Origin of the sequence: Microbulbifer aestuariivivens (assembly GCF_039545115.1) — a bacterium.
Classification (GTDB): Bacteria; Pseudomonadota; Gammaproteobacteria; order Pseudomonadales; family Cellvibrionaceae; genus Microbulbifer; species Microbulbifer aestuariivivens.
The window spans coordinates 1-14188 of the sequence record NZ_BAABRT010000013.1; the positions used below are offsets into that span (position 1 = coordinate 1).

Sequence of the window (14188 nt, forward strand, 5' to 3'; positions counted from 1 at the left end):
GTAGGCATGGAGACCGGCGATTGGTCGGGATGGGTAGGCCGTCAGAATATTACTCTGACCCCAATTATTCACACCTGCCGGTTATTGCCACGCTGGATAACATGCTGGGGTACGCCCGCAGGGGCGACTCTGGGTAAGCGAGCCATGGATTCCTCCTCGAATACATGGCATTAACATAGGAGACTGGCGAATGGCTGGGAGGGATAGGGTGTCAGAATGTTACTCTGACCCCAAATATTCCGAGGCTTAACACAGGAAGGGCTGGGCGAACTGGCCGGACTAACCAAGTTACAGATTCATCGCTATGAGCGAGGAACATCACAACCCACACTCGACGCGCTTAGGCGGCTTGCTATTGCCTTGAATGCCAGTATTGATGAACTGGTTTTTGAAGAGCGAGAACGCAAACCAGAAGGCGAACTACTCATGTTATTTGAAGGGGTCTGTCGGCTTGACCAGAAGGAACAACAGCTCATCAAGGAGCTAATCGAAAGCGTTATGCTCAAGCATGATGCCAAGCGGTATTTCAAACAGGATGGCGCGGCTAATTTGGGCGGCTAAGTGAGTACACTTTTTCTTAGCAAAATCAATAGGTTACTCAAAGTAGTGACCACACCTAACAAAAAATAGGTAGTACACTTTTCTTTAATAAAATCAAAGGGTTAAATGCGCAGCGTACGCTGCATAGGGTGTGACAATAAAATGGAGAGGCGGTAGCCGTGGTGGACCTTCGTATTCGGGGTCAACCTTCACAACCATTGTGAAGGCTTCAGGCAAAAAGAAAGCGGCTAAAGCCGAAGCCTTGCCGCTTGCATTCAGGTTGTTGTGAAGAGCCTTCAGGTACGCAACTTTTGCCTTACCAATTTTATCTACATTTTAATGTCGGTATCGACTCGATTTTACTAACATCGCCAGTATGACTATTGATTTGCCAGTACTCGCAGACGTCAGAAATTCGAGTCTTAACGATACCGTCTTCTTTGTATATTTCCCTGGGCCTACGCGTCACGTAAATCACATCATCTTTAATTAAATAGTCATCAACACGAGCATCAATTACAACCGTCGATGGCTTACCGGCTTCGGTGTATTCAATTTGTTTTTCATAGTGACCAGCATCTAAATAACGATACCCACCAACCAAACTAATTGATTGATCTTTGACTCCAGGCCCAAGAAAACTAGACGCAGCCAAATATGCAGCTACACAAATACCGACTATTAGCAGACCTAATTTTAAAATTTTAACGAGTAACATTGGGCGACCCCGAGTAATTAATCAAATAGTCTGTCCCAACGCTAAAACCAGCTCTTGAGGCCACATAAAAACCGCCGTAAGCCTCCACATTTCGAACCCCTGTCACAAGAAAAATTGGGGTCAGAGTGGACTTTTGTCGCCACAATTCACCTCGCACCTTTACGAATAATCAGGAAATCAAACAAATTTGTCGAAAAAGTCATTGTTCAATATAAACGGAACCGCCGATTTTTTCCAAGCCGGATAACACTCTGCGGTTCACGCGCGCAGGTTAGAGCCTAGGTAAGGCAGCTATGGAGACCGGCGATTTGCCAGGAGATAGGGTGTCAGAATGTTACTCTGACCCCAATTTTCAATTTTACTCTGACCCAAATTTTTCTATAGCAGGTTCCTTCAAGGAATCACATAGACTTTGTTCTTTTTGCTACAAAGAAAATTATACTAGAGACCACCCACAACACCAAAATTATGAGAGGAATCCAACCGTAACTCCCCAATTCCATCCTAAAAAAATAGACTGAATAGGTTACCAACCCATAAAAGCCACTTAAGAAAAACCTAAAGGAAAAAAGCTCTCTCAAAAAAACTAATATAGATTTCATGATTATCAAAACCCTGGTGGACCTTGCTGCTTTCTGACAATAATTCCCTCACTATGGAAAAATTGGGGTCAGAGTGGACTTTTGTCGCCAAACTTTACCTCGTACTTTTACGCATATCAGAAAATCAAACAACCTTTCCGAAAAAGTCATTGTTCAACCTAGCCGGAGCTACGGATTGTTGCCAATCCAGATAACATGCTGCGGTACATGCCCGCAGATGTGAGCCTAGGTAAGGTAGGCATGGAGACCGGCGATTGGTCGGGATGGGTAGGCCGTCAGAATATTACTCTGACCCCAATTATTCACACTCTCACCCCAATTATCACAGGGGCGATTCGGGGTAAGCGAGCCATGGACTCCTCCTCGAATACATGGCAGTAGCATAGGAGACTGGCGAATGGCTGGGAGGGATAGGGTGTCAGAATGTTACTCTGACCCCAAATATTGATTCTTAATTATTTAGAGCAGCTATATAGTTTCGAGCTTTCAGATGCCCACCGGACAACTTCGGCCTTACTACCACTTAAAAAAACGTCATCCTTCTCTGATAGTTTTGAAATAATGCCATCAAAATATCTGCAACGAACCTCCCAGCTCATATCTTTCAACTCAGGATTGGGGTCAACAATGGACCTAGTCCAACGACGCAAATATTCATGAGAATCAAGGATAGTTACCAATAACTCTGCATTTTCCGGGAGCAAATAAGAAAAACTCACCAGTAACTCTTCGCTCACTTCTCCGTCTGTAAATTTTAACAATTCAGCCAAAAATAAAACCCACGCCTCACTTGAATCAAAAACTTTATTTTTTGAAAACTCTATAGCTTTTCTAATTCCGGTTGAGCATTTTTCTGGGGACTCCCAAAGCTCACAAACAGCTATTAGATTACAATCACCACATGAATAAGATGAAAGCTTTTTAGTTAAGCCATAACGAATCAGTTCTCGCTTGCCAGAATCTGATTCATTACCTAAAGACACGACCAGCTTCGTTATTTCCTTACAGGAATCACTCACAGCTCCAGCTGATGCGCTGATTATTAAAAATAGAAGAAGTAAAATAGCTTTACACATTCAATTCATCACCCGTCTTGATAAGTAACATTAAGTGGTATTGACCCACCATTTTTATACTGATCATATCTCATTAATATATTAATCGGACCATTTTTAATGGTACATATCTGGAGAAACAATACAACCTTGGCTCTGGTGTGCACCATAGCCTCTATGCATGACAACACCGGTTCTTACTGCTCCACCGGGTGCCGTAACAGTACCCAGTGTTTCGGTATTACTAATTGCGGGATTATCTTTATAAGTACAATTTTCGCACTGTCTTCGTGTAACAGTGTATGCGCCAATTGCTAACTGCCCATTTGTACCGAATGGCTCATCACCAGGGTTTTGAGCGGCATTTTATGCCGTCCCCTCATAAACAACCTTATCACCTTGAAAAATTGGGGTCAGAGTGGACTTTTGTCGCCAAAATTTACCTCGTACTTTTACGCATAATCAGAAAATCAAACAACCTTTCCGAAAAAGTCATTATTCAACCTAACCGGAGCTACCGATTGTTGCCAATCCAGATAACATGCTGCGGTACATGCCCGCAGATGTGAGCCTAGGTAAGGTAGGCATGGAGACCGGCGATTGGTCGGGATGGGTAGGCCGTCAGAATATTACTCTGACCCCAATTATTCACACCTGCCGGTTATTGCCACGCTGGATAACATGCTGGGGTACGCCCGCAGGGGCGATTCTGGGTAAGCGAGCCATGGATTCCTCCTCGAATACATGGCATTAACATAGGAGACTGGCGAATGGCTGGGAGGGATAGGGTGTCAGAATGTTACTCTAACCCAAAATATTCCGAATCGGGTAAGGCTAAACCATCGCTTGAGGTCTTAGAGAAGATAGGCCTAACCCTGCATGTCAGCCTGGACTGGCTGGTATTTGGGGAAGACTTGCGAGGGCCTGACGATGCTTTAAAGCTTCAGTTTGAAGCCGTCAGCCAATTTGATGAAGAAGATAAACAGACTGCACAGAACGTGCTTGAGGGGTTGATACTTAAACATCAAGCTAAGCAACCCATGCAAAGACAATCAGCAACAAAAAAGCCCTAGGGTTAGCTAGGGCTTGTGTGATTGAATTAATTTATAAGAACTTAAGTTGAAAAGACAGCCTGCTTTTCAACTTTTTGCTTGAGGATAAAAGTTATACTTTCAGTACCACTACCCACATCGTAAAAAACAGTTAAAGATAATTCTCCTCCAGCATCTACAACCGACCTCAAGTCATCTTCGTCCACTTCAAAAAGCTTCAAACCTTTATCAAGCTCGAACAATTCATAATCAGGAACATGAGTCTCCAAAACCAATTCGCGGTTAAAGTTTTCGCTCTTCTCCCAACCATCACCAACAGCCACAACACGCTCAACATTTATAGATTTTCCAGCCTTATCTGAATATAAACCCAGCCAGACGACATAGCTGGTGTGGGTCACTTTATTTATATCTACGACAAGCAAAACATCATCAGCTTTGAAAGCATTAAGAGCACCAGCGCCAAAGTCAAAGTTCTTATAAAACTCTGCCGACGGTTCATGTTCATACTTAATAATTTTTGCTGTCTTACAAGCGGACAACCCAAAAACAGCCAGCACCAACAGCACAAGTCCAAATACTATTTTTACATTGATATACACTAATTTTCTCCTCTTACGTTGCCACCCGCAGCATATGGAACAACATCTAAAACAAGGTGCCCGAAACCTTTGCCAGCATATGCACCCCACCCACCTATGTCATACCATTTATCAGGGACAGGAGCAGGATTTACATAATTATACGTACCGCCATATTTAGCATCAGTCATCAAGCTTAGCGTATCACCATTGAAAACAGCTTCACGGCCATCCGGGTGAATAAACTTCAACTCTGGCTTACCTACACCGTTATCGTGAAAAATAGATTGCTCAGGAGAAAGCAATTCCCACTCTGAGCCTTGGCCTATCGCTTGTTCATAAGAGGGTAAATTGCCGTTGCGAGCATCACGCCCTTCAAAATGCCAACCGGTTGCCTTTTTCCATAGACCTTTAAAGAATCCATCACCCTTTTGTGCAAGAGGCCTTCTTTTTAAAACAGGCTAATCAATAATATTATTACATACGTGCAAATACAGGCCATAAAACTACAAATACGCACCTTATCCAGCAAGACAAATAAACTTAATTTCTCTGGTTTTACGAACTGCTGTAATGGTGATTTTCTATAACCACCCCAAACAATAAGAGTAATCGCCATCCCTTTCTCATTCACCAAATCCCACTTCAACCCTACAAACTGCAAGATAAAGAGCAAAATATGAGCAGCCAAAAACATCGCTAGAAAAACAACTGGAATAATCCCCATGAGCTAACTACCTCCCTAAGGGCAAATGACTTGGCGCTTCGTCATAGCTATACACTTTTTGGAAACTTGTATAGCTACCGAATGGCCCTGCACCTACTGAGATTCCAAAAGACGGACCTCCAGAAGTTGAGGGTGCAAGGTATGGGGTGGTACCAATTGGGTTTCCTAGCAAGCTACCAGAGCCCCCAAATATTAGAGTGCCGTCAACATCAAACGACCCAGCAAAGCCAGGAATTGCTTGAGTGGTTGGCAAATACATCGCTCCAAACTCTCGCGAATAACGCGCCCCCACATCCAAACCGGAACCGATGGAGATATAGTGCAATACTTGCTCGCCGGAAGTGTCTATCAGCCACAAGTCGCTAACTTCAACAATACCAATAAGTGCAGCATCCTTAACAAAGGGATATATACCAGATTCTAGCTCAGGCATCGTAGTCGAACCTAAAGCGGCTCTAGCCTGCCGAGCAGCATACCTTCGTGCACCACTATTCTTTTGTGCACCATGTTGAGCCTCATCATTAAAAGCCCGACTAAAAGCTCCAGTAATAGCCCCGTTAGCGAACTTACCTCCTGATGCCACTGAAGCCGTACCGCCCAAAACCGCCGCAGCAATCACCCTCATAACACTTGATTCAGCACCAGCATCAATAAGATCTATCCCTCCTGAGAACGCTTGCACGATACCCGCTGAGGTGAATCCATGTTTGAACCTCCCACCCTGCATTTCGGACATCAGGCCTCCAGCGACCGCATGCGCTAACACCTTCTACGCATGACCCAATCCGTTTAGTCCGGTACCCCAAACACCCTTCGCACCTTTGGCGGCCTGTGCCCAACCCGCACTTTTAAAAGCGCTACCAATCCCATAGAAAACCATCGCACTGAAAGCCCCAGTGAATGCTCCTTCCATTGTTCCCGTTGTGACAGCTCCCGCTACTGCCCCAGAGAGCATGTAAGCACCAAGACTGTTAGCAACCCCCCCCAAAAAAGCCGCGCCCGGTAAGAAATAGGAGATTGCAAGGGCCACAACCGGCTTTAATATCTGGTCGCGGAATTTATTCCACGAACTATACCCACTCGGGTCGGTATACATCAGCGGGTTGTTATGCACATAGGCATAACGGTTGTAGCCCTGCACCGAGGTGACTCCGTCGATCACCGGGTCGGCGGAGACGAAGCGGGCCAGGTGCGGGTCGTAGACCCGCCCGTTCATATGGATCAGGCCGACTTCGTCGAGCATTTCGTGGCCGGTGTAACCACGGTTGGTGCTGAGGTGCGCGAAGGCGCCCACCTTGAGGGCGGCAACGATGCCCGAGGGTCCATCGGCGATGGGCGCCCAGGTGTGGCGGTCGCGGCGCTTGCCCCAGGGATCGAAGCTGAACACCTGCCTGTTGCCGTAGGCATCTTCGGCCACCTGACCGCTGCCGTCGGTGATCACATCCAGCGAGCCCTGCAGGTCCTTGTGCAGATACTGGATGCCCTCCCCGGTCACTTCGTCATTGGCACTCAGTTCCAGCCGCTGCACCGCCACGCCGGCTAGGGTGCGGCGGTAACAGAAAAATTGGGGTCAGAGTGGACTTTTGTCGCCAAACTTTACCTCGTACTTTTACGCATAATCAGAAAATCAAACAACCTTTCCGAAAAAGTCATTGTTCAACCTAACCGGAGCTACGGATTGTTGCCAATCCAGATAACATGCTGCGGCACATACCCGCAGATGTGAGCTTAGGTAAGGTAGGCATTGAGATCGGCGATTGGGCGGGATGGGTAGGCTGTCAGAATATTACTCTGACCCCAATTATTCTACTTCTTTTATTCTATTTAGAAACTGCTCCCAATTAATTAACCGGTATGGCAACCCCTCTTCATCTGATGGCTTTTGAATAACTTCTATTTTTGAGAATAATACGTCCTCATCATAAATCACCAGCCACTCTCCATGATGACCAGATGGAAAATTTTTTATCATAAAGAAGTCTTCTTCCCCAAGATTATCCCCTTCTAATGACTCAGTACATTTTTCATATGCGCGAGAATAATCTCCATACCAACTAATCAAGTTACTTTCATTTTTTTCAACGTTTGACTCTGAGACAATCAGGTATTTACTTCCTAGGGATAAACTAAATGACGACATAAATCTAAAATTATCACCAATCCTACCTTTCACAACATCAACAGGCCGAGCCACATAATTAAATCCACAACGATGGATTTCCCCCTCATAAAAAAACTCAACCGCCTCACCTTTGACAATTTCAACACTGGAAACCATGTTGTTAGTCTTAACATATTTGTCAAGAAATGATTTCTGGGCAGCCTCACACCATGCCACCCCTTGGAACGCCACAATGAAGCACAATAACAACTTATTTGGCACCCTACGCATTATCTTATTTACCTTTCGCTGACTATTTGAAAATTTCCTTGTATATATCTTTGGCCCATCTGTCAGCCCTAATCTCAGCAGTCCTTGTTTGAAATACCCTTCCACTTCGTGCTGATAAGGCTGCTTCGGAATGATGACCATACTCATGCAGAATAGTTAATGCGGCCCCTTTGGTTGTTGTCGCGCCACCTGCGTACACTTGAACACTGCCATTAGACATAGTCGTCATCAAACCACGCACAGTAACAAAAATCACTCTCTGTTTGGCGCCAATATCATACCCACCATCAGTTCCTCGCACATGGTTATACTCAAACACAAGAGGAGATACCAAACCTTTTGGCATAGCCTCCGGGTTTTCTGAAAAATATGCATCTATCTTGGCTGAGGCATCAATAAGATTTCCTTCATCAATTAATGCAGAGCGGGACAAACTTCTTCGAATATCCCTCTCTTCTATATGGCGAGCGGTTACAACTTCTTCATTTGTGGCATCTGAATTAGCCGAGCTGGCAACCTTCGCCATAATAATCCCAAACGCCGCCGTCGCCGCCCCATTCTCATGAAAAATTGGGGTCAGAGTGGACTTTTGTCGCCAAACTTTATCTTACACCTATACGCATAATCAGGAAATCAAACAACCTTTCCGAAAAGTCATTGTTCAACCTAACCGGAGCCACCGATTGTTGCCAATCCAGATAACATGCTGCGGTACATCCCCGCAGATGTGAGCCTAGGTAAGGTAGGCAATGAGATCGGCGATTGGGCGGGATGGCTAGGCCGTCAGAATATTACTCTGACCCCAATTATTCACACGCCTGCAGGTTCAAGCCTGGGAAGTGCAGCCACGGAGACCAGCGATTGGCCGGAATGAACAGTGCGTCAAAATTTTACTCTCACCCCAATTATCACAGGGGCGATTCTGGGTAAGCGAGCCATGGATTCCTCCTCGAATACATGGCATTAGCATAGGAGACTGGCGAACGGCTGGGAGGGGTGGGGTGGGGTGGGGTGGGGTGGGGTGGGGTGGGGTGGGGTGTCAGAATGTTACTCTGACCCCAATTATTCCCGACCAAGGGCGTTGGCGCCATAGCTGGACCAGCAGTATTTCCCCGGGTCTTTCACCATCCCCGCCCGCACCGGATTGAGTTCGATATAGCGGTAACAGTGCAGCAAATAGTCTTCAGACTGCACCAGGCAAGACCTGTAGCGCCCCTCCCACAAGGTGCCGCTGCGCTGGTAAGCACCGTTGAAGTAGCGCACATACATGCGCCCCAGCGCCTGCATCATCTTCGATACCGCGCGCTCCTCTAACGGCGTCACCAGCAAGTGCACATGGTTGGTCATAAAGACCCATGCATGTACTTCCACCGCATATTCCTCCGCGTAGTCACGCAACCAGCCGGCATAGGCAATAAAGTCATCCTCACAACCAAAACAGACCTGCCGGTTATTGCCACGCTGGATAACATGCTGGGGTACGCCCACAGGGGCGATTCTGGGTAAGCGAGCCATGGATTCCTCCTCGAATACATGGCATTAGCATAGGAGACTGGCGATTGGCTGGGAGGGATTGGGTGTCAGAATGTTACTCTGACCCCAATTATTATGGAGCGGCTAAAGGAGTTGGAGCAGTTTGGTCATGAAGACCAAGAAACGATCATTAAGCTGATTGACGCTATGATTGTTAGACGGCGGCCTGAAGGGGCGGTTTCACCTATCGATAAAGCCAGTGGCGGCTAAAACTAAAAAGGCTCAACGAATGCCGAGCCTTGTCAAAACAAACTAATTTATGGCTGTCCTTTTTCTACGGTTAACCTACTAAATCAAGTCACTGAGGATTTGAGAAACCTCGAAGGAATCAAGATCTCTTGTGTATTCACCGCCATCATAAGTTTTTAATTGAAACTCTATTAAACCAGGTTCCAGAAGCTTCGAGATTTTCTGACTAATTATAGATTTATTACTTTTAGCTGAATCAAAGTTTAAAGAAATCAATAACTGCCGTAAAAAACCTTTATCAAGAAGACCTTTAATTTTTAGCTCAGAAAATTGTGAAAGTATAGCCATGTATGCTACTAACTCGGTCAACTCCTCACATAACTCATCCTTCGAGTTCAAAGCAGAAAAAACATAACACTTATGATCAATACAATATTCAACCGATTGACGCCTATAGTTTCTCCAACCAATTTCTTGAATGTTAAAAATCGATATGCTTACCCCTTCAATCTCCTCAAGTATTTTTAAGTCGCTAAACTTCGACTCAGAAAGAGAATGAGATGAAATAAAAAATAATAAAACTAGAAAATATCTCATCATTTTTTACCTATTTTTTATCTGAATTGCCATGCTGTTTTCATATAAACGGTAACCAGCTTAAGGAAAATTGGGGTCAGAGTGGACTTTTGTCGCCAATCTTTACCTCGCACCTCTACGCATAATCAGGAAATCAAACAACCTTTCTGAAAAAGTTATTGCTCAATCTAACCGGAACCGCAGATTGTTGCCAATCCAGATAACATGCTGGGAAAATTGGGGTCAGAGTGGACTTTTGTCGCCACAATTCACCTCGCACCTCTACGCATAATCAGAAAATCAAACAACCTTTCCGAAAAAGTCATTGTTCAACCTAACCGGAGCCACCGATTGTTGCCAATCCAGATAACATGCTGCGGTTCACGCCCGCAGGTTCTAGCCCAGGAAAGGCAGCCATGGAGACCGGCGATTGTCCGGGATGGGTAGGGCGTCAGAATGCTACTCCGACCCCACTTATTACCCATCATATTCAACAGGGCGACCGATAGCGCGGCCAATCTTTTCAACATAATCTCTACACGCAATTACGTCATCCGGCCGAGAAAAATTCGCAAATTAATTCAGGTCGACAATGACCTGACCACCTCCCCCCAACAACATCTAAACCGTAACAGTTTGACGATATAGTTGCCCCACCATCAACTAAACCACAACTCAATTCAGATATTGCATAGACTTTTATCGAAGTAATGTCGCGCACAGAAAATTCTTTCAGATTTTTGTGCAAATTAGGGTCAGAGTAACATTATGTCACTAAATTCATTATATGAAAGCGCCTGCTAATTGAGCGAGATCCAATTCACATACTGCATATTCGGATCGTCCATTTTTGACAATACTATAATTTGAAGACGCCTTAGGCCTGATTAAATAAGATTCTCTAGAGGAGGCGGAGAACCTCCATCCTCCACATCCCCCGTGTTTCACTCTGGACCTAGCTTATGATTTGGCAAAGGTCTGTTACATCACCTGCGCAACATCCAGCATCCGGTTGGCAAAACCCCATTCGTTATCAAACCAGATCAGCACTTTGACCAGCTTGCCGCCGGCGACGCGGGTCTGGCTGGCGTCGACGATGCCGGAGCGGGGGTCGTGGTTGTAGTCGCAGGAGGCGAGGGGTTCTTCGGTGTAGCCGAGCACACCGTCGAATTGGGTCTGTGCGGCTTTTGCCAGCACGGCGTTGACTTCGGCCTGGGTAACGGCGCGTTGCAGCTGCACGGACAGGTCGATGGCGGAGACGTTGACGGTGGGCACGCGCATGGCCTGGGCTTCGAAGCGGCCGGCCAGTTCGGGCAGTATGCGCTCGATACCGCGGGCGAGGCCGGTATCCACAGGAATAATGGAGGTGACGGCGGAGCGTGTTTTGCGCAGGTCGGTGTGGTGATAGGCATCGCTCACCGGCTGGTCGTTCATCGCCGCGTGGATGGTGGTGATCACACCGGCCTCGATGCCAAAGGCGCGATCCAGTGCGGCGATCACCGGCACGCTGCAGTTGGTGGTGCAGGATGCGGCGGAAACGATGGTTTCCTTACCGGTCAGTACATTGTCGTTGACCCCATGCACGATGGTGGCGTCGACGCTGCGACTGGCGGGCTGGGAAAACAGCACTTTTTTCGCTCCAGCCTTGAGGTGCAATTCGGCCTCGGCGCGCTCGGTGAAGCTGCCGGTGCATTCCAGCACGATATCGACAGCCTGCGCCGACCAGTCCAAATCCTCTAAGCGCTTGCGATGGGTCACGGCAATGCGGTCGCCGTTGACGATCAGCGTATCCTTTTCCACCGCGACTTCACCGCCGAAGCGGCCGTGCACTGAGTCGTACTTGGTGAGGTGGGCGATGGTGGCGCAATCGGCCAGTTCATTGATGGCGACGATCTGCATGCGCTTGCGCGCGCCGGATTCGTAGAGGGCGCGCAGCACGGAGCGGCCGATGCGGCCATAGCCGTTGATGGCAAGTCGGATGGTCATTGCGGGTCGGCCAGCTTCGGCATGGATTAGGGACTTCAAAGCTCCGGGGCCGGCCAAGGCCGGCACCCGGATAAGGTAGCGCCGCTTTGCAGCGCGCCTTTTATTGCTGCGGCTATTACCACGGCAGAATTACTTGAGCAGCTTTTCCACCGATGCGACGACGTTATCGACGGTAAAGCCGAATTCCTTCATCAGCGCGCCGCCCGGGGCGGATTCACCGAAGCTGCTCATGCCGATGATGTCGCCATCGAAGCCGACGAACTTGTACCAGTAGTCGCGATGGCTCGCCTCAACCGCCACGCGGGCGCGCACGCTGGCGGGCAGTACGGACTCGCGGTAGGCCTCGTCCTGCTCCATAAAGGCTTCGGCACAGGGCATGGAGACCACGCGAATCTTGCGACCGGCAAGCCGCTTGCTGGCCTCCACCGCCAACTCCACCTCGGAGCCGGTGGCGATGAGGATCGCTTCCGGTGCGCCGTCGCAGTCCAGCAGCACATAGCCACCGCGCTCTATCTGCTGCAGCTGGGCGGCGTCGCGGGGCTGCGGGGCAAGGCCCTGTCGGCTGAAGATGAGGGCACTGGGGCCGGTCTCGCGGGCGATGGCCATTTTCCAGCTCACCGCAGATTCGGTGGCGTCGCAGGGGCGCCAGGTATGCAGATTGGGCGTGGAGCGCAGTGAAGTCAGCTGTTCCACTGGCTGGTGTGTTGGGCCGTCTTCGCCGAGACCAATGGAGTCGTGGGTGTAGACGAAAACGACGCGCTGCTTCATCAGCGCGGCCATGCGCACGGCGTTGCGGGCGTATTCCATAAACATCAGGAAGGTGGCGCCGTAGGGCACGAAGCCGCCGTGCAGGGCGATACCGTTCATGATGGCGCTCATGCCGAACTCGCGCACACCGTAGTAGACGTAGTTGCCGGAGGCGTCGTCTTTGCTGACACCCTTGGTGCCGGACCAGATGGTGAGGTTGGAGCCCGCCAGGTCGGCGGAGCCGCCGAGGAATTCCGGCAACAGGGGGCCATAGGCGTTGAGGGTGTTCTGGCTGGCCTTGCGGGAGGCGACTTTCTCCGCATCCTGCTGGCACTGCTTGATGTACTCGTCGGCCTTGCTGAGGAAGTCCGCCGGCAGTTCACCGCGCATGCGGCGCTCGAATTCCGCCGCCAGCTCCGGGAAGGCCTCCTGGTAATCGGCGAAGATATCGCGCCACTCTTCTTCCTGCGCCTCGCCCTTGCCGCGCGCACTCCAGCCCGCATAGACCTCTTCGGGAATTTCGAAAGGCGCGTGGGGCCAGTTGATGGTTTCCCGCACCAGGGCGATCTCATCGTCGCCCAGCGGGGCGCCGTGGCACTCCTCGCGGCCCTGCTTGTTGGGGGAGCCGAAGCCGATCACGGTCTTGCAGCAGATCAGCGTGGGCTTCTCGGTTTCGGCGCGGGCCTCTTCGATGGCGGCCTTGATGGCGGCGGGGTCGTGACCGTCGACGCCGGCGATTACCTGCCAGCCATAGGAATCAAAGCGCTTGGGCGTGTCGTCGGTGAACCAGCCTTCCACTTCACCATCGATGGAGATGCCGTTGTCGTCATAAAAAGCGATCAGTTTGCCCAGGCCCAGGGTGCCCGCCAGTGAGCAGGCCTCGTGGGAGATACCCTCCATCAGGCAGCCGTCACCGAGGAAGCAGTAGGTGTGGTGGTCCACCAGCTCAAAGCCAGGCTGGTTGAACTGCGCCGCCATGACCTTTTCCGCCAGCGCCATGCCCACGGCATTGGTGATGCCCTGCCCCAGCGGGCCGGTGGTGGTCTCTACGCCGGGGGCGTAACCGTATTCCGGGTGGCCGGGGGTTTTGGAGTGCAGCTGGCGGAAGTTCTTCAGCTCCTCGATCGGCAGGTCGTAGCCGGTGAGGTGCAGCAGTGAGTAGAGCAGCATCGAGCCATGCCCGTTGGAGAGCACGAAGCGGTCGCGGTCGGCCCACTCCGGGTTGGCCGGATTGTGCTTGAGGTAGTCGTTCCAGAGGACTTCAGCGATATCCGCCATTCCCATGGGGGCGCCGGGGTGGCCGCTATTGGCTTTCTGCACGGCATCCATGGACAGGGCGCGAACGGCATTGGCCAGCTCGGTGCGGGACGGGGTTCGGGAAGTCATAGCTCAACTCTCTGAGGTCTGTTTGCGGGGCCAGGCCCCCTGAAGATAGGTCAGAGCTGCGTCTGCAGCCCGCGCGCGACAGGGGCACACCTGCGGTCAGGAAA

15 protein-coding genes are annotated in these 14188 nt (G+C 49.5%); 2 read left to right on the forward strand and 13 right to left on the reverse strand.

Translation table 11 applies throughout. The features are described from left to right. Positions 1 to 234: 234 nt before the first annotated feature. A complete protein-coding gene (locus ABEA58_RS09020; protein WP_345550950.1) occupies positions 235 to 561 on the forward strand; it encodes a helix-turn-helix domain-containing protein in 327 nt (108 codons plus the stop codon). Between the two features lie 304 nt (positions 562 to 865). On the opposite strand, the gene ABEA58_RS09025 is transcribed toward ABEA58_RS09020, so the two are convergent. After that, complete coding sequence (locus ABEA58_RS09025; protein ID WP_345550776.1) at positions 866 to 1258, reverse strand: hypothetical protein; 393 nt, start codon at positions 1256 to 1258, stop codon at positions 866 to 868. 1057 nt (positions 1259 to 2315) lie between these two features. Next, positions 2316 to 2936: a hypothetical protein gene (locus ABEA58_RS09030; protein ID WP_345550777.1), complete on the reverse strand. Its 621-nt coding sequence runs from the start codon at positions 2934 to 2936 to the stop codon at positions 2316 to 2318. A 767-nt stretch (positions 2937 to 3703) separates the two neighbouring features. On the opposite strand from ABEA58_RS09030, the gene ABEA58_RS09035 reads away from it, so the two are divergent. Then, complete coding sequence (locus ABEA58_RS09035) at positions 3704 to 3988, forward strand: helix-turn-helix domain-containing protein (protein WP_345550778.1); 285 nt, start codon at positions 3704 to 3706, stop codon at positions 3986 to 3988. A gap of 41 nt (positions 3989 to 4029) precedes the next feature. On the opposite strand, the gene ABEA58_RS09040 is transcribed toward ABEA58_RS09035, so the two are convergent. The 11 genes from ABEA58_RS09040 to tkt all read right to left on the reverse strand — a co-directional run bounded on the left by ABEA58_RS09040 (position 4030) and on the right by tkt (position 14084). Continuing rightward, positions 4030 to 4569, reverse strand: a complete 540-nt coding sequence (locus ABEA58_RS09040; protein ID WP_345550780.1) for a hypothetical protein — start codon at positions 4567 to 4569, stop codon at positions 4030 to 4032. Then, positions 4569 to 4853: a hypothetical protein gene (locus ABEA58_RS09045; RefSeq protein ID WP_345550782.1), complete on the reverse strand. Its 285-nt coding sequence runs from the start codon at positions 4851 to 4853 to the stop codon at positions 4569 to 4571. The genes ABEA58_RS09040 and ABEA58_RS09045 overlap by 1 nt, the downstream gene beginning before the upstream one ends. Before the next feature lie 146 nt (positions 4854 to 4999). Further along, a complete protein-coding gene (locus ABEA58_RS09050) occupies positions 5000 to 5275 on the reverse strand; it encodes a hypothetical protein (RefSeq protein WP_345550784.1) in 276 nt (91 codons plus the stop codon). A 7-nt stretch (positions 5276 to 5282) separates the two neighbouring features. Beyond that, positions 5283 to 6011 (reverse strand): hypothetical protein, encoded by a 729-nt coding sequence (locus tag ABEA58_RS09055; RefSeq protein ID WP_345550786.1) that lies wholly within the window; start codon positions 6009 to 6011, stop codon positions 5283 to 5285. A 33-nt stretch (positions 6012 to 6044) separates the two neighbouring features. Continuing rightward, on the reverse strand, positions 6045 to 6803 hold the full coding sequence (locus tag ABEA58_RS09060; RefSeq protein WP_345550788.1) for an RHS repeat domain-containing protein: 759 nt from the start codon (positions 6801 to 6803) through the stop codon (positions 6045 to 6047). A 273-nt stretch (positions 6804 to 7076) separates the two neighbouring features. Next, positions 7077 to 7667 (reverse strand): hypothetical protein, encoded by a 591-nt coding sequence (locus ABEA58_RS09065; protein WP_345550790.1) that lies wholly within the window; start codon positions 7665 to 7667, stop codon positions 7077 to 7079. Between the two features lie 22 nt (positions 7668 to 7689). Next, positions 7690 to 8193, reverse strand: coding sequence for a hypothetical protein (locus ABEA58_RS09070; RefSeq protein ID WP_345550792.1), 504 nt, complete (start codon positions 8191 to 8193; stop codon positions 7690 to 7692). A 536-nt stretch (positions 8194 to 8729) separates the two neighbouring features. Continuing rightward, complete coding sequence (locus ABEA58_RS09075; RefSeq protein ID WP_345550794.1) at positions 8730 to 9182, reverse strand: transposase; 453 nt, start codon at positions 9180 to 9182, stop codon at positions 8730 to 8732. Positions 9183 to 9488: 306 nt separating this feature from the next. After that, the gene (locus ABEA58_RS09080; RefSeq protein WP_345550796.1) at positions 9489 to 9989 is read right to left on the reverse strand and encodes a hypothetical protein; all 501 of its coding nucleotides are present in this window, start codon (positions 9987 to 9989) and stop codon (positions 9489 to 9491) included. Positions 9990 to 10946: 957 nt separating this feature from the next. Next, the gene (gene gap, locus ABEA58_RS09085; RefSeq protein WP_345550798.1) at positions 10947 to 11951 is read right to left on the reverse strand and encodes a type I glyceraldehyde-3-phosphate dehydrogenase; all 1005 of its coding nucleotides are present in this window, start codon (positions 11949 to 11951) and stop codon (positions 10947 to 10949) included. 129 nt (positions 11952 to 12080) lie between these two features. Continuing rightward, on the reverse strand, positions 12081 to 14084 hold the full coding sequence (tkt, locus tag ABEA58_RS09090; RefSeq protein ID WP_345550800.1) for a transketolase: 2004 nt from the start codon (positions 14082 to 14084) through the stop codon (positions 12081 to 12083). Between the last annotated feature and the right edge of the window lie 104 nt (positions 14085 to 14188).